The following is a 14,242-nucleotide window of genomic DNA, read 5'->3' on the forward strand; positions in this document are numbered from 1 at the left end:
TCATGATCACCGTCAACCGTATCGTCTATGCGGTCTTTGAAACCCCCGATCTGGAAGCGCAGATCGAGCACTACACCAAGATCATGGGCCTGACGCTGGTCGCCCGCGATGGTGACAGCGCCTATCTGTCGGCCAGTGCAGATCACCACACGGTGGTGCTGCGCAAGGGGACGGAGGCGCGCTGCGACACGCTGGGCTTTCAACTGCCGCCGGGCACCGATCTTGGTGACTATGCCAGGCAGATCGAGAGCCACGGGCTGACCACCAAGCGCCAGTCCGATCCGCAGCCCTCGATTTCCGAGGCGCTGGTGTTCAGCGACGACAAGGGCACCAATATCGAGGCCTTCGTCTCGGCCGAGCCCGCCAATATCGGGTTTCAGCCGCAGGGCATCGTGCCGAACAAGCTGGGCCATGTGGCCTATAACTGCACCGATGTGCAATCGACGGTGAAATTCTACTGCGAGGTTCTGGGCTTCAAGGTCAGCGACTGGATGGGCGATTTCTTTGCCTTCCTGCGCTGCGGCCCGGATCACCACACCATCAATCTGGTGCAGGGGCAGAAGACCAAGATGCACCACATCGCTTTTGAGCTGCGCGACTGGACCCATATCCGCGACGCCTGCGACTGGCTGGCGCAGGACCGCATTCCGCTGGTCTGGGGGCCGGTGCGGCATGGGATCGGGCACAATATCTCGACCTATCACCGCAATGCCGACGGGCAGATCATCGAGCTGTTCTGCGAGCTGGACCGGGTGAACGAGGCGCTGGATTGCTACGATCCGCGCCCCTACCACCAGGAGTTTCCGCAAAAGAGCGGCAAGGTCTGGGAGGATATCCAGCTCGGCGCCAATATGTGGGGCACGCCCCCGCCGGAGGGCTTTCTGGACTGACACGGCCAAACCGACACCAGAGCACAGGAGGAGCATATGTCGGCACCGAAAGAGTATATCGCGGCGGATGCGGGGGAGGTCATTTCCTTTATGGGGATGGATCTCGTCTGGAAGATCGTCAACGAGCCGGAGGGCGAGTTGCTGACCTTTATCCAGGTGGCGCCGCCGGGCGGCGGCGTGCCGCTGCACATCCACCACAATGAAGACGAGTATATCTATGTGCTGGAAGGCTCGCTGCGCTTTCAGCTCGGCGAGGATGTGTTCGACGTGGGCGAGGGCGATCACGTCTATATGCCGCGCGGCAAGGTCCACGGCTTTCGCATCACCGGCGACAAGACGGCGCGGATTCTCTTCACCCTCGCGATGAAACCCGAGAGCCGCTACGTCGAGATGTTCGAGGGTCTCGTGGGGCTTGCGCCCGAGGAGTTCGACAAGGTCGTGGAGGTCTGCGGGCGCAACCGGGTGGAGTTTCTGACGCCGCCGCAGTTGCCGGAGTGATCATGAGAGAGGGAGGAGAGATCATGACGGGAAAAGAGCTGGCGGAGGCGGTCTTTGGCCGGGTCGACGCGATGAAGCCCGAGGCCTTTGCGGAACTGCTGACGGAGGACGGCTCGTTCACCTTCGGCAATTTCCCGGCGGCGGTGGGCCGGGAGGCGGCGGCGCAGGCGGTGAGCGATTTCTTTGCCGGAATCGACGGGATCAGCCACGACATCCAGGATGTCTGGGAAAGCGGCGATACGGTGATCGTGAAGCTGGGGGTGACCTATGACCGCAAGGACGGCCAGTCGATCACCTTGCCCTGCGCCAATATCTGGACCTGCCGGGACGGCAAGATCGCCGATTACCGCATCTATATGGATGTGAACCCGGTCTTTGCGTGAGTATGTGCCCGGCCCGCGCTGCGGGCCGGGGATGGGGAAAACCTGACCCACAAGGCCGGGGCGTTGTTCGAGCGCCCCGCCTCACTCCTCCGGCGCCGTGCCCTCGTGCAGATCGCTGATCACCGCCTGCGAGGTCGAGCGGTAATGCGCTTCGAGCGCGGCGCAGGCCTCCTCGGCCTCGCGCGCCAGGCAGGCGCCCAGGATGCGCTCGTGTTCCTGCGAGACATCGCGGGTCAGCGCCGCCTCGGCGCTGTGTGCTGTGCGGAAGGCGCGGTAGCGCTCGGACTGGTCGAACAGAAGCCCCGCGAGATATTTCAGCCAGCGCGAGCTGCTCGCCGACAGAAGCTGCATGTGGAAATCCTTGTGCGCCTCGATCCAGTCGAAAGAGCCGGTCTCGCCCGGCTGCGGGATCGGGGTGCGCGAGAGCACGTGATAGGCCGAGAGGATCCGCCCCTCCCAGGCGACGTCGCCGGTGGCGATGGCATCGCGCAGCGCCTGGGTTTCGATCAGGATGCGCGTGTTCAGCACGTCCTGCACCTCGTCCTCGTCCAGTGGCGCGACGCGAAAGCCGCGCTGGCTTTCGGCGACGATCAGCCGTTCGGAGGAGAGCCGGGTCAGTGCTTCGCGCAGCGGGCTGATACCCACGGAATACTGCCCGCGCATCCAGTCGGATTTCAGCACCTTTCCCGGCGGCAGGGTGCCGAGGATGATGTCCCAGCGGATCCGGTCATAGACGCTTTCCGCGACGGTTGCCTTGCTGCCGGTCTCGCCGGATTTCTTTTGCATGAGCCTTACCCTTCCAAGCCGCCGGCCTGCCGTCCGGAGGACAAACTACACGCGGGGCAATCCGGCAACAACTCCGCATCGCCCCGCGCGGTGGGCCGGGTCAGAAGCTCTGATCGGCGATCGTGGCGAACATCTCCTTCACGGCGCTGTCGAGATAGAGGATTTCGACAAGCGTGCCCTTATCGTCGGGGTGTTCGTAATAGTTGAAGCGGGTGTCGCCGAAACTGCCCTTCTGCACCGCCTGGAAGCCGCGCGCCTCCATCTCCGCCGCCGCAGGGTCGAACTCGGTGACCTCGAACCCGAGGTGATGCACCCCGCCTGTGGGCACGCGTTCGAGATATTCGGCATAGGTCGAGCGCCCGGAGACCGGCATCATCAGCTCGATCTGCATATCGCCCATATAGCCGAAGGCCATCTCGTAGGAGACCTCCTCCATATTGCCGCGAAACCAGGTGACCTTCGGATCGGCGGGCAGGGTCATGAAACGGCCCGTGCCCATGGTGGTCTGCATATAGGCGATGGCGGCCTTCATGTCGGGCACGACAATGCCCATCTGGAACAGCCGCCCGGGCAGGTTTTCATGTGTCATGTTGCTCTCTCCTCCTGTTTCGTTTCAGACGCTGGAATAGCCGCCGTCTATGACCAGCTCCGAGCCGATCATGAAGCGGGACTCGTCGGAGGCGAGGTAGAGCACCGCGTCGGCGATCTCTTCCGGCTCTGCCGCGCGGCGCAGCGGTGCGCCGCCGAGCAGCTGGTCGAGCCCTTCCGGCGTGGCGATGAGATCCGCCGTCATCGGCGTCGCGATCACGCCCGGATGCAGCGAGTTCACGCGGATGCCGTCCTGCGCCACCTCGGCGGCGACCGCCTTGGTAAAGAGCCGCACCGCGCCCTTCGAGGCGCAGTAGATGGAAAAGCCGGGCCGGCCCACCATGGCGAAATTCGACGACACGTTGACGATCGCGCCGCCGCCCGCGGCCTTCATATGCGGGATCACCGCGCGCACGCCCATGAAGGTGCCGCGGGCGTTGATATTCATCACGAAATCCCACTGGTCGAGCGTGCAGTCCTCGGCATTGGCGACGGTGTAGACGCCGGCATTGTTCACCAGAATGTCGATCTTGCCGAAGGCGTCGAGCGTTTCGGCCACGACCGCCTCCCAGTCCTCTTCCTTCGAGACGTCATGCTTGCGCACCTTGGCCGTGCCGCCGGCTTCGGTGATGAGGCGCAGGGTTTCGGCCAGCCCCTCCTCGTTGACATCGGTGGCAAAGACCTGCGCGCCCTCGCGGGCCAGCGCGCGGGCATGGGCCTGACCCATGCCGCTGCCGGCGCCGGTGACGATGGCGGATTTTCCCTGAACGCGTCCCATGGCGGTTCTCCTTCCGGTTTCGGTGGATATGTGCCCCGCCGGAGCGGGGCGGGGGATGGTCAGACGAAGCGCCAGCCGCCATCCACGAGCAGCGTCTGCCCGGTGACGAAAGCGGCGTCGTCGGAGGCGAGGAACGCCATCGGCCCGACGAGATCGTCGGGTGTCTCGGTGCGCTTGATCGCCTGTTGCTGTGCCAGCATGTCGAACCATTGTGATTGCGGGCCGCCCTCGGTGGTCGGCGTGCGCACGAGGCCGGGGGCGATGGTGTTCACGGTGATGCCGAACTCGCCGCTTTCCGAGGCGAGGGCGCGTGCAAAGGCGATCAGCCCGGCCTTGGAGGCGCTGTAATGGCTGTTATAGGCAAGGCCCGAGTGGAAGGTGGTGGAAGAGACGGCGATGATCCGTCCCCAGCCTTTCTCCTTCATGCCCGGCAGCACCGCCTTGGTCAGGTGGAAGATCGAGTCGAGATTGATCGACAGCACCCGGCGCCAGTCGTCAAAAGACATCTCTTCGAAAAGCTGCGCCGGATAGATACCGGCGTTGTGGACGAGGATGTCGCAGCCGCCCATTTCGGAGGCAACCTGCTGGCCCATCGCGGCGATGCTCTCGCCCGAGGACATGTCGCAATGGATGGCCAGCGCCTTGACGCCCAGCTTTTCCGCCTCTGCCACGACCTCTTCTGCCGGGGCGATATCGGCGATCACCACATTGGCGCCCTCTTCGGCAAGGCGCATGACAAACGCCTTCCCGATACCATTGGCACCGCCGGTGACAATGGCCGTCTTACCCTTAAGACCCTTCATGCTTTCCTCCCAGAACTGCCGGCCTCCTCCTCCGGGGCCGGGGAGATGCGTTGGTCGCCGCATCTCCATATTTTCCAAAATTGTAATTTAATGGAAAATTGTCAATCCCGATCTTGGAAGGGTGCACAAGGCGGTGTGCCCGACCGTTCGGGAACGGCCGGGCCGGGAAGGCGCATCTTCTTTGATATCAAAGTTTTGTGCCGGCTAACATGCCCCCGGGCGAGAGCCGGGCGCATCGGGCTCTGTGCGGCGGGAATCTGCCCGCACCCTGCCGGGCAGGCGCGATCCAATGGGAATCACGCATGCCGGGCCGGGGCGGGGTCTGCGTCTGCTCAGAGGCGGATTTCGACCGGGTGCGGGTGCGACAGCTCCAGCGGAACCGTTTTTTCCGCGCCGTCCGGTGTCGAGAGGCGCAGCTCGATCCGGTCGGCCTGTGGCGGGATCTCGGCAAAGGCGAACTCGCCGAACCCGTTGGTCACGGTGCGTGCCCGTTCCTTGCCGTCCTCGTGCAAGGCAACGGTGATGCCCGCCGCGCAGTCGGGCCGCCCGTCTGTCTCCTGCAAGACCGTGCCGGCCACAAGCGCATGGGTCAGCCGCCGCATGTTCTTGTAATAGACCCTCGGTTTCGCCGCCTCCATGCCGGGAAAACCCTCAAGCCCGTCGCGCGCCACCCGCTGCGCCAGTGCGTCATTGTCGAGCTTTGCGCATTGCAGCGCCGAGGTCGGGCAGGCCTGCACGGCGCGCGGCATCTCCCATCCGGCATCGAGCAGATGTGCGTCGAAGCTCCACAGATGCGCCGCGCCCGTGCCCGCGTCGCGCCGGATCATGCCGAAGGGGCAGAGCGCCTCCAGCTCCGGTGCGTGTGCCTTTTCCGGGTCGAGCAGCACGATCCCGTCCGCGCGCTTGCGCAGTGCGCCGGTGCTGTCGGCCTTGAGGCAGGGCGCGTCGTCGCAATGGCTGCACATGCGCGGCACATAGGTCAGCTCGACCTGCGTGCCGCTGCCGCGCTGGTGCTTGTCGATGCGGATCGTGTCGACCCCGGCGCCGCTCTGGGCGGCGGAATAGCCGGGGAAGTCGTTGCCGATATGCTCGTCCTTGGTGGCCAGCACGCAGTTGTGGCAGTTCACGCAAAGGTCGAGATCCACGGTCAGGGTCCATTTCGCGCTCATGCGGCGGCCTCCTCGGTGGCGTTCACATCCGCCCAGCGGGTGATCTGGATGAGACAGCTGTTGGGGGTTATCCCGTCGGCCATGCGGCTCATGGTCCGGGCGGGTGTCAGCAGGTTGAGGCATCCGCCGCGATCCACCGGCCCGTCGGGCGTGTCGACGGGATCGTATTCCGCGCAGGATTCCCAGGAGCCGATCACCCCGCGTGCCATCAGCGGCGTCACCCGCGCGGCGCAGAGCACGGCGCCGCGGTCGTTATGCACCTTAACCAGCTCGCCATCGGCGACACCGCGCGCGGCGGCGTCCTCGGGGTTCATCCGCACGATCCAGTAGCGGTGGCCGTCGACCAGAACGCGGTGATCGGCGATCTCGTTGACCGCGCTGTTCTTGCCGTCCGACTGGGTGTGGAAGCTGTAGCGCGGATGCGCGGTGATGAGTTGCAGGGGCCAGGGCGAGTCTGCGGCCCTGGTCGTCGTGTCGGGCGGGCGCATGTAGCGGTTGACCGCCGGGCGCGCGGGGTCGAGATCGCCCAGCCGTTTCAGCGAGCCGGGCACAAACTCGAACTTGCCCGATTGCGTGCCGAGCCCCTGACCGAAGCCCTGGCTGTAGACCGCCGGAAGCGGGTTCGGTTCGGGCAGGTTCTTGGTGCGGCCCTCGGCGAACCAGCGCATATCCACCTCTTGTGCCGCATGATCGGCGGGGGTGGGCACGATGTAATAGCCCTTCTTGAGAAACGCCTTCCAGCTGATCTTGTCCGCCAGATCGGTCGATTCAAAGATCCGCTTGCACCAGGTGAGATCGGAACAGCCGCCCTCGGTGAACATCGCGCCCATGCCGAGCCGGGTCAGGATCCCGGCAAAGATCTGGTAGTCGGATTTCGACTCCCCCAGCGGTTCGATGGCCTTGTGCTGCATGACGATCACGCGGTGATTGAGCTGGCTCTGGTTGTGATGGATATAGCCCGCGCAATTGGCGCTTTCCGAGATGTCGTCGCGCTCGAAGGAGGTGCAGGCGGGCAGGATGATATCGGCGAATTTCGCCTCGTTCTCCATCCAGATCGCCTGCGTGACGACCGTTTCGAGGCTCTCGTGGCGATAGGCCTCGACCATACGGTTCGAGCCCGGCACCGTGCCCAGCGACGAGGCGCCGTAGCGGTAATACATATGCACGGGCGAAAAGCCGGGGCGCGGGTATTCCATCTTGACGAACTGGCCCTCGGCCGAGAACCCGTCCCAGTAATAGCCCTCGGCCTTGCCGGTCACGATGGCATCGGCCAGCCGCTGGCGCGGGATCGCCTGCTTCACCGGGTTGATGGTGACGATATGCGGCATGCGCACATAATTGTGCATGACGCTGGCACTGTTGACCACGTCGCCCGAGATGCCGCCATCGGCATAGCCGGGGAAGTAGAAATTGTAATCCTGCGGCGCGCCCATCTGGAGATTGCCGAAATTGATCCCCGGCTTGCCCCAGCCCTGCATCGCCATCAGCATGACCATGGCACGCGCCCATTGCGCGCCGCCGCCGCCCCGGCAGGGCCCGCCAAAGCCCGCGCCAAGGCCGCCGGCGGCGAGATAGGTCTTTTTCCCCGCCCATTGTTTTGCCAGCGCGCGGGCCACATGGGCAGGCACGCCGGTTTCCTCCTCCTGCCATTCGGGGGTTTTCGGCACGCCGTCCTCGCGGCCCAGCACATAGGCCTCCCACTCGTCGAAGCCGGTGGTGCGGCTGGCGACATAGTCCTTGTCGTAGCTGCCGGTCACCATCCATTCATGCATGATCGCAATGGCCAGCGCCGCGTCGGTGCCCGGGCGGACCGGCACCCAGGTGCCGCCCAAGAGCTGCGCGGTGGCAGTCTTGTGCGGGTCGATATGGATGAACTCGATCCCCAGCTCCTTGGCCCAGAGCCGCCGCTCGGTGCCTTCGAACCCGGCATAGATGCCATTTGTCGTCTCCGGGTCGCTGCCCCAGAAGACGATCTGCTCGGCATGATCGAGGCAATCCTGCACCGTGCCGTAAAAGCCCGGCAGGCCGAGCCGGATGCTGTTGCCGAAATGATGGGTCGCGCCCCAGTACCAGCCTTCCCAGCTGATCGGGCTGAACTCGACCCGCGTTGCGCCGATGAGGTTGGAAAAGCGCAGAAGCGCGCTCAGCCAGTAGTTGAGATTGCCCCACTGGTGATGCGCGGGCGGTGCGGCGGCGATGGCGCCGGGGCCGTACTCGGTCTTCATCCTGCGGATTTCCGAGGCGACGAGGTCGAAGGCCTCGTCCCAGCTGATCCGCTCATAGCCGGATTTGCCGCGGTTCTGCGGGTTGCGCTCGCCGTTCGGATCCCAGTCGACCCGCTTCATCGGGTAGAGGATGCGCTTGTCGGAATAGACCTGGCTTTTCATCCCCAGCGCATGCGGGCTGAGCGTCGCCTGCCGGCGCGGGGTGAAGCTGCGCCCGCGCGCCTCCAGCGTCCAGCTTTCGGCGTCGTCCTCGGCGAGGTCGATGGGCGTGGTCCGCAGGATCTTGCCATCCTTCACATAGACGAAGAGCGGCCCGCCATTGGTGAGGTTGGTATAGCGCATGGTGCCGTCGGGCATCCTGGTGCCGCGTTTCATGCTGGCGGTGTTGATCGTATCGACGAGCTGGCCGAACCAGAGCAGCACCGCATCGTCGCCGGTCTGGGTGATCTTGAAGTTTTTCAGCGCGTCGATGAGGAAGGCGTAATCCGTCTTGGGCTGGAGCATTTTCAGCGCGGTCGCGCTGTCCATGAAGACGATCTCGGCATCGGGCGCCGGGTGACGCCCCCAGCCGGCGGTGATCTTGCCGTTTCTGAAGGTGATATGCCGGCTGAGGCTGCCGTCGCGCAGCCGCAGTTGCACGGTATGATTGCCGGTTTGCAGATGCGCCTTCACCGGGTCGAGCAGCCGGGCGGCCAGCCGCACGGCCCCCGGAAGCGCGGACAGAATCGTCCTGAGCTTGAGCGTTTGGGTCATAGATGTCCTTCCTCCCTCGTCCCCGCCGCCGGCGCCTGAACCGGGTCGGCGCGGGTCCGTCTCCCGCCTGACTTTCAAAATGAACTTGAAGGTCAGTATGACTTCAGGCTTGCACCGGCGCGACGATCCGTCAAACAATTTCTTTCTTTTGTCATTTTTTGGAAAATATCAGCGGCTTGGGGATCCGTCGCTGTCCGCCCTTACAGCTACGCGTCGCGAATCCCGCCCCGATGGACCCTCGGGGCGGCGTGACTTATGACAGGCCGGAGCGAGCGGAGAGCAGGCGCGGCGATGGGCGAGGAACAACCGGAAAAGCACGATCACCGCCCGCGCGTCGCGCAGATGCGGCGGGAGCGGCGGCGTCAGCAGATCCTTTCGGTGGTCGGTGCGCATTACCCCGGCCCAAAGGAGATCCCGGCGACGCTGGACGACATCCTCAAGGTGGCGGGCATCTCGAAGGGTACGTTCTACAAATATTTCCCGTCGCTCGAAGACGCGGTCTCGGCCCATGGCGCGGATCTGGCACGGCAGATGATCCTCGATATGGAAGAGGTCTACAGCCCGCTGTCCACGCCGGTCGAACGGGTGGCGATGGGGTTTCAGCTGTTTCTCTATCGCGGTGTGAGCGACCGCAGCTTTGCCGCCTTCACCAGCCATATTCAGGAACTGCCGCAGGACAACCTGCTGCTGCAATACATCCTCGCAGATCTCCGCGAGGGGCGGGCCCGTGGCGCCTTTCGCATCACGGATGTGGACAACGCCGCCTGGATCTGTGTCGGCATCACCTTTGCCGCGCTCAAGCGTATTGCAGGGGGCGCAGGCGGCGAGGGGGTCATCCGCGAGACGGTGACGATGCTGCTGCGTGCGCTGGGAGCGGAGGAGGCTGCGATTGCGGCGGCGCTGGACAAGACCGGCGCAACGCTCACCGCACGCGGGCCGGAGGTGTTTTCCTGGTGGCGCACGGGCTGAGATGCGATCACGAAGCCGTGAAGCTATTGAGTTGGTTTATTCTGGACCAATCAGTCCCTAACGACTATCTCCGTGGGCCAGAGAGATGCCCGTCTCTGGACCCCGGCCCTGTCGCGGGCGTAGGGTCGCGTGACGGCAGAGGACGAGACACCCATGGCGCGGCCACAGGCATATAACACACAGCAGGTGCTCGATGCGGCGCTCACGGTTTTCTGGACCAAGGGCTATGACGCGACCTCGCTTCAGGATCTGCTGGCCGCGACCAAGCTGAGCAAGAGCAGCCTCTATGGCGGGTTCGGCGACAAGCACGGGCTGTTCCTTGCCGCCTTCGACACCTATCGCGAGGCGCGGCGGTCCGAGATGCTGCACTATCTCGCGCAGGGCAGTGCGCGGGCCGGGATCGAGGCGTTTTTCCGCTCGGTGATCGGCGCGGTGGAGGCAGGAGAGCTTGCGCGCGGCTGCATGAGCGTGAACCAGGCGGTGGAGATGTCGCCGCACGATCCGCTGGTGCATGCGCGGGTCGAGTCGGATTTCCACTTTATCGAGGAGCATTTCGCCGAGGCCGTCGCGCGCGGCCAGGCGGCGGGCGAGATCAACCCCGCCCACGATCCAAAGCGTCTGGGGCGGATGCTGCTGACCGCCTTTGCCGGGTTTCAGGTGCTGGCCCGCGCGCGCTGCGCCCGTCCCGCGCTCGAAGACGCGCTCGCGGCCTATCTGGGCGCGCTGGACTAAAAATTTGGCTATTATGGACCGATAGGTCCAATTGGCGCGATATCCCCGCCGGGTCCGTGAGCCGCCCGGACGGGGCGGGAAACCCTGTGCTCACGACACAAGGAAGGAAAGCATTATGAGCAATGAGAGACTGACCCCGGAGAATGCCGCCGTCCTGCTGGTGGATCACCAGACGGGCCTGTCCAACGGCGTGCAGGACCAGAGCGTTCCGGAATTTATGACCGCTGTCGAGGGGCTCGCCAAGACGGCGAAGTCTTTTGGCTTGCCGACGGTGATCACCACCTCCGCCGAGGACGGGCCGAATGGTCCGGTGCTGCCGGTCATCACCGGCCACCTGCCGGACGCACCGGTGATCCAGCGCCCCGGCGAGATCAACGCCTGGGACAATGCCGATTTCGTTGCCGAGGTCGAAAAGACCGGGCGCAAGAAGCTGATCGTGGCGGGTGTCTCGACCGAGGTCTGCGTGGCCTTCGTGGCGCTCTCGGCAGTGCAGGCGGGCTATGACGTCTACGCGGTGATCGACGCGTCGGGCACATGGAACAAGCTGGTCCAGGAAGTCGCCATCGCCCGCATGGTGCAGGGCGGTGTCAAGCCGATCACCTGGGTCGCGGTGGCCGCCGAGTTGCAGGCCGACTGGCGCAAGCCGACCGGGCAGGCGCTGGCCGAGAACATGGGCGCGCATCTGCCCTTCTACGGCAACCTGATCGCCAGCTTCATGGCCGCCAAGGGGTGACGCTTCGCAGCGCTTTGCGGAAGGCATCGCGTGTGCCTTCCGCATCTGCCGCCTCCCGAGGGGGCAAAAAATCTATTGCGCGATCATCTTCTCCCGCCTAACGTCGGAATCGCTACAGGTGTAGCGATTTGTCCTGCCGGCAGCTGGCCGCGGGCAAACCAGGGAGGAGACTATGAACCAGCAATTCACCGACACTGTCGGAACCATGACGCTTGTCCGGAACGCAGAGGCGGCGGCCGATCCCATCGCGGCGAGCGCGCCCGAGACGCTGCAATTGCGGCGCCCGGCGGATGCCGCGGTCGAGGCGATCTTTGCCGGCGGGCTCGAAAAGATGACGCTGCCCCGGTCTTATGGCGGCAGCCAGGCCACCACCCGCGAGCAGCTCGAAGCCTATGCGACGCTGGCCGAGGCCGATGCCTCGGCGTCGTGGGTGGCCTGCATCTACAACGCCGTCGGGCACATGATCTGCGCCTTCGGCGATCAGGCGATCGAGGAGGTCCTTGCCAGCGACAAGCCGCGCTCTGCCGGGGTCTTTGCCCCCAGCGGCAAGGGCCGTCGCACCGAGGGCGGTTATCTGGTCACCGGGCGTTATGCCTTTGCCTCGGGCCAGCATCACGCCGGCTGGATCTTTGCGCCGATGATGCCGGAGGAGGGCGGCCCGCCCATCGCCTGCCTGATCCCCAAGGACGCCTTTGAGGTCGAGGACGACTGGCATGTCTCGGGCTTTATCGGCACCGGCTCGAACGCGGTGCGGCTGCCGGAGACCTTTGTGCCCGATCACCGCACCGTGCCCTTCATGGACATCGTGCATGGCAAGGGCCGGCCCTCGTCGGTCTCGGAAGATCCGTATTACCGGCAGCCCTTCGTGCCGATCATGTGCGCCGTCTCGACCGGCACGCCGCTGGGGCTGGCGCGCAAGGCGCTGCGGCTCTTCAAGGAGCGGATCGGCAAGCGCGGCATCACCTATACCAGCTATTCCAAACAGTCCGAGGCGCCGGTCACGCATCTGCAACTGGCCGAGGCGACGGCGAAGCTGGATCAGGCGGAATTCCATGCCGCGCGGCTGACCGGGATCGTCGATGAGCATATGGCCACCGGCGCGGCGTGGGATATGGAAACCCGCGTGCGCTGCCGCTCGGATATTGCCTGGACGATCAAGCTCGCCCGCGAGGTCTGCGAGATCGTCGAGCTGGGCTCGGGCGCGAGTGCGATCCATCTCAAGGATCCGCTGCCGGCGATCCTGCGCGATATCCGCACGATCTCGGTCCATGCCTTCCTGCTGTTCAGCACCAATGCCGAGCTCTATGGCCGGGTGCTGGCGGGGATGGAGCCCGATATCCCCTTCGTCTGAGCGGGGCCGCTCACTTCGCCCCGGGGCTCGGAACCGCTCCCTGTCCCGGGGCGCCGTGCTCGGCGTCGAGCCAGCGCATCAGCATGTCCTCGACGTCACGGGCATCCACGGCGATCTCGGGATGCAGGAGGTAGTCATGGCAGAGCCCGTCAATGGCGGAGACCAGCAGCGTCGCCTGTGCCTCGGGGGCGGGAAACCCGTCCGCCTCCAGCGCCCGCGCCACGATGCCGTTGAGCTGCTTGCGCCCCGCGATCAGCGCATCATGCACGGCTGGGCGGCGCAGCCCTTCGAGCGAAAGCTCGTAGCGGGCGAGCTGGCGGGTGCGGCCTCGGACCCAATGGCGCAGCGCATTGGCCAGAACCCGCGCGATGCGGCGCCGGGTGATGGGGCCGTCGGTCTCGGTCGCGCCGCGCCAGGCGTCGATATCGGAGACCTCGACCTCGATCAGCCGCTGCACCACCGCCGTCAGCAGCGCGTCGCGGGTGCGGTAATAGCGGCTCGTCGTGCCTTCGGGCCAGCTCAGGTGCAGGTCCACCGCGCGATGGGTGAGCCCGCGGCTGCCCTTGGTGGCCAGCACCTCGATTGCGGCATCGCCGATCATCGTCACGCGTTCGCTCGACGCGGGGCGCGTCTTTGCCGGGTCTGCCTGCATCTTTTCGTCCTTTCCCGCTGTGCGGTCGCGATTGCGGGCCGCGCGGCACTGCCGCACCCGTTGTACCCCAGCGAACCGGCAGGGCAACACATGGGCCGGCATTGCGCGGCCCGATCCCGACAGGAGGTTTCATGATCCCGAAAGACCAGTTTCTCAAGGCCATGGGCGCGTTTCCCAGTGGCGTCACGATTGTCACCACCACCGATGCCGACGGCCAGTGGCGGGGTTTTACCGCCAGTGCCTTCTGCTCCGTCTCGGCCGACCCGCCGCTGGTGCTGGTCTGTCTTGCCGACAGCGCCGACTGCCACGCGGCGTTTCAGGCCGCCGGGCGCTGGAATATCCATATCGTCGATGCGGCGCATACCGAGCTTGCCATGCGCTTCGCCCGGCGCGGTGCCGAGAAATTCGCCGGCGATGATTTCGTAGCCGACGCCCATGGCATCCCGCAGCTGCGTGACGCGTTCGTCACGCTGCATTGCGCGCGCCATGCCTGTTACCCGGGCGGCGATCACAGCATTCTGGTGGGGCAGGTCGGGGCCGCCGAGATCACCGACAGCGCGCCGGTCTATTACTACCGGCGCGGCTTTCACCCGGTCGCCGAAGGGGCGGTTCAGGCGGCGGAATAGACGCGCGGTTTCTCCCTGCCGCCTCGGGTGTGCGGGGAGATTCAAGCGCCGCTCTGGATGATTTCTCTGCAATTCGGCATTCCCGATGGGAATGGTTCTGTGATTTCCGACCCTTAGGCGGAGCCATGTCTGGCTTCGCCACAATTCCATTTAGTGAAATTCATTGCGTAATAAAGAATTCGTGACTAGCGTCATCCCCGGCGCCGGCCGCCTTGGGAGGGGCGAGACAGGCCGATTTGGGAGAATTCGCGTGTGGATGGGGTGGAGACAGCCGCACGCGGTGTCCGGAGGCAGCGTATCGCAACC

General features: G+C 65.1%; 15 protein-coding genes. 8 read left to right on the top strand and 7 right to left on the bottom strand.

Translation table 11 applies throughout. The annotated features are described in order from the left end of the window. Nucleotides 1–2: 2 nt before the first annotated feature. Genes Ga0080574_RS01070 through Ga0080574_RS01080 form a run of 3 tightly spaced genes read left to right on the top strand, consistent with a single transcriptional unit; the run spans nucleotide 3 to nucleotide 1,771 of the window. Nucleotides 3–890 (top strand): VOC family protein, encoded by an 888-nt coding sequence (locus tag Ga0080574_RS01070; RefSeq protein ID WP_076694308.1) that lies wholly within the window; start codon nucleotides 3–5, stop codon nucleotides 888–890. 36 nt (nucleotides 891–926) lie between these two features. Then, nucleotides 927–1,388, top strand: a complete 462-nt coding sequence (locus tag Ga0080574_RS01075; RefSeq protein WP_076694310.1) for a cupin domain-containing protein — start codon at nucleotides 927–929, stop codon at nucleotides 1,386–1,388. 23 nt (nucleotides 1,389–1,411) lie between these two features. Continuing rightward, a complete protein-coding gene (locus Ga0080574_RS01080) occupies nucleotides 1,412–1,771 on the top strand; it encodes a nuclear transport factor 2 family protein (protein WP_198039714.1) in 360 nt (119 codons plus the stop codon). A gap of 81 nt (nucleotides 1,772–1,852) precedes the next feature. Here Ga0080574_RS01080 and Ga0080574_RS01085 read toward each other — a convergent pair whose 3' ends face one another. The 6 genes from Ga0080574_RS01085 to Ga0080574_RS01110 form a co-directional block, all read right to left on the bottom strand. Next, on the bottom strand, nucleotides 1,853–2,557 hold the full coding sequence (locus Ga0080574_RS01085; RefSeq protein ID WP_076694314.1) for a GntR family transcriptional regulator: 705 nt from the start codon (nucleotides 2,555–2,557) through the stop codon (nucleotides 1,853–1,855). Nucleotides 2,558–2,657: 100 nt separating this feature from the next. Beyond that, on the bottom strand, nucleotides 2,658–3,146 hold the full coding sequence (locus Ga0080574_RS01090; RefSeq protein WP_076694316.1) for a VOC family protein: 489 nt from the start codon (nucleotides 3,144–3,146) through the stop codon (nucleotides 2,658–2,660). A 24-nt stretch (nucleotides 3,147–3,170) separates the two neighbouring features. Then, on the bottom strand, nucleotides 3,171–3,923 hold the full coding sequence (locus Ga0080574_RS01095; protein WP_076694318.1) for an SDR family NAD(P)-dependent oxidoreductase: 753 nt from the start codon (nucleotides 3,921–3,923) through the stop codon (nucleotides 3,171–3,173). A 59-nt stretch (nucleotides 3,924–3,982) separates the two neighbouring features. Next, a complete protein-coding gene (locus tag Ga0080574_RS01100) occupies nucleotides 3,983–4,726 on the bottom strand; it encodes an SDR family NAD(P)-dependent oxidoreductase (protein WP_076694320.1) in 744 nt (247 codons plus the stop codon). Nucleotides 4,727–5,058: 332 nt separating this feature from the next. Next, a complete protein-coding gene (locus tag Ga0080574_RS01105; RefSeq protein ID WP_076694322.1) occupies nucleotides 5,059–5,895 on the bottom strand; it encodes a 4Fe-4S dicluster domain-containing protein in 837 nt (278 codons plus the stop codon). Continuing rightward, nucleotides 5,892–8,873, bottom strand: coding sequence for a molybdopterin-dependent oxidoreductase (locus tag Ga0080574_RS01110; protein WP_076694324.1), 2,982 nt, complete (start codon nucleotides 8,871–8,873; stop codon nucleotides 5,892–5,894). Before Ga0080574_RS01110 ends, Ga0080574_RS01105 begins: the two co-directional genes overlap by 4 nt. Before the next feature lie 291 nt (nucleotides 8,874–9,164). Here Ga0080574_RS01110 and Ga0080574_RS01115 point away from each other — a divergent pair, with 291 nt between their 5' ends. The 4 genes from Ga0080574_RS01115 (at nucleotide 9,165) to Ga0080574_RS01130 (ending at nucleotide 12,658) form a co-directional block, all read left to right on the top strand. Next, nucleotides 9,165–9,842: a TetR/AcrR family transcriptional regulator gene (locus Ga0080574_RS01115; RefSeq protein ID WP_076694326.1), complete on the top strand. Its 678-nt coding sequence runs from the start codon at nucleotides 9,165–9,167 to the stop codon at nucleotides 9,840–9,842. 153 nt (nucleotides 9,843–9,995) lie between these two features. Continuing rightward, nucleotides 9,996–10,574 (top strand): TetR/AcrR family transcriptional regulator, encoded by a 579-nt coding sequence (locus tag Ga0080574_RS01120; protein WP_076694328.1) that lies wholly within the window; start codon nucleotides 9,996–9,998, stop codon nucleotides 10,572–10,574. A 115-nt stretch (nucleotides 10,575–10,689) separates the two neighbouring features. Continuing rightward, nucleotides 10,690–11,307: an isochorismatase family protein gene (locus tag Ga0080574_RS01125; RefSeq protein WP_076694330.1), complete on the top strand. Its 618-nt coding sequence runs from the start codon at nucleotides 10,690–10,692 to the stop codon at nucleotides 11,305–11,307. Nucleotides 11,308–11,479: 172 nt separating this feature from the next. Continuing rightward, nucleotides 11,480–12,658, top strand: coding sequence for an acyl-CoA dehydrogenase family protein (locus Ga0080574_RS01130; RefSeq protein WP_076694332.1), 1,179 nt, complete (start codon nucleotides 11,480–11,482; stop codon nucleotides 12,656–12,658). A 10-nt stretch (nucleotides 12,659–12,668) separates the two neighbouring features. Here Ga0080574_RS01130 and Ga0080574_RS01135 read toward each other — a convergent pair whose 3' ends face one another. After that, nucleotides 12,669–13,310, bottom strand: a complete 642-nt coding sequence (locus Ga0080574_RS01135) for a TetR/AcrR family transcriptional regulator (RefSeq protein WP_076694334.1) — start codon at nucleotides 13,308–13,310, stop codon at nucleotides 12,669–12,671. Nucleotides 13,311–13,441: 131 nt separating this feature from the next. Here Ga0080574_RS01135 and Ga0080574_RS01140 point away from each other — a divergent pair, with 131 nt between their 5' ends. Beyond that, entirely contained in the window at nucleotides 13,442–13,936 is a 495-nt protein-coding gene (locus tag Ga0080574_RS01140) for a flavin reductase family protein (RefSeq protein ID WP_076694336.1), read from the top strand. The last annotated feature ends 306 nt before the right edge of the window (nucleotides 13,937–14,242 follow it).

Source organism: Salipiger abyssi, assembly GCF_001975705.1.
Lineage (GTDB): Bacteria > Pseudomonadota > Alphaproteobacteria > Rhodobacterales > Rhodobacteraceae > Salipiger > Salipiger abyssi.

Excerpts from the sequence above, each read along its gene's own strand:
- Ga0080574_RS01070 (WP_076694308.1), top strand. The coding sequence starts at position 3 with ATGATCACCGTCAACCGTATCGTCTATGCGGTCTTTGAAACCCCCGAT.
- Ga0080574_RS01075 (WP_076694310.1), top strand. The coding sequence starts at position 927 with ATGTCGGCACCGAAAGAGTATATCGCGGCGGATGCGGGGGAGGTCATT.
- Ga0080574_RS01080 (WP_198039714.1), top strand. The coding sequence starts at position 1,412 with ATGACGGGAAAAGAGCTGGCGGAGGCGGTCTTTGGCCGGGTCGACGCG.
- Ga0080574_RS01085 (WP_076694314.1), bottom strand. The coding sequence starts at position 2,557 with ATGCAAAAGAAATCCGGCGAGACCGGCAGCAAGGCAACCGTCGCGGAA.
- Ga0080574_RS01090 (WP_076694316.1), bottom strand. The coding sequence starts at position 3,146 with ATGACACATGAAAACCTGCCCGGGCGGCTGTTCCAGATGGGCATTGTC.
- Ga0080574_RS01095 (WP_076694318.1), bottom strand. The coding sequence starts at position 3,923 with ATGGGACGCGTTCAGGGAAAATCCGCCATCGTCACCGGCGCCGGCAGC.
- Ga0080574_RS01100 (WP_076694320.1), bottom strand. The coding sequence starts at position 4,726 with ATGAAGGGTCTTAAGGGTAAGACGGCCATTGTCACCGGCGGTGCCAAT.
- Ga0080574_RS01105 (WP_076694322.1), bottom strand. The coding sequence starts at position 5,895 with ATGAGCGCGAAATGGACCCTGACCGTGGATCTCGACCTTTGCGTGAAC.
- Ga0080574_RS01110 (WP_076694324.1), bottom strand. The coding sequence starts at position 8,873 with ATGACCCAAACGCTCAAGCTCAGGACGATTCTGTCCGCGCTTCCGGGG.
- Ga0080574_RS01115 (WP_076694326.1), top strand. The coding sequence starts at position 9,165 with ATGGGCGAGGAACAACCGGAAAAGCACGATCACCGCCCGCGCGTCGCG.
- Ga0080574_RS01120 (WP_076694328.1), top strand. The coding sequence starts at position 9,996 with ATGGCGCGGCCACAGGCATATAACACACAGCAGGTGCTCGATGCGGCG.
- Ga0080574_RS01125 (WP_076694330.1), top strand. The coding sequence starts at position 10,690 with ATGAGCAATGAGAGACTGACCCCGGAGAATGCCGCCGTCCTGCTGGTG.
- Ga0080574_RS01130 (WP_076694332.1), top strand. The coding sequence starts at position 11,480 with ATGAACCAGCAATTCACCGACACTGTCGGAACCATGACGCTTGTCCGG.
- Ga0080574_RS01135 (WP_076694334.1), bottom strand. The coding sequence starts at position 13,310 with ATGCAGGCAGACCCGGCAAAGACGCGCCCCGCGTCGAGCGAACGCGTG.
- Ga0080574_RS01140 (WP_076694336.1), top strand. The coding sequence starts at position 13,442 with ATGATCCCGAAAGACCAGTTTCTCAAGGCCATGGGCGCGTTTCCCAGT.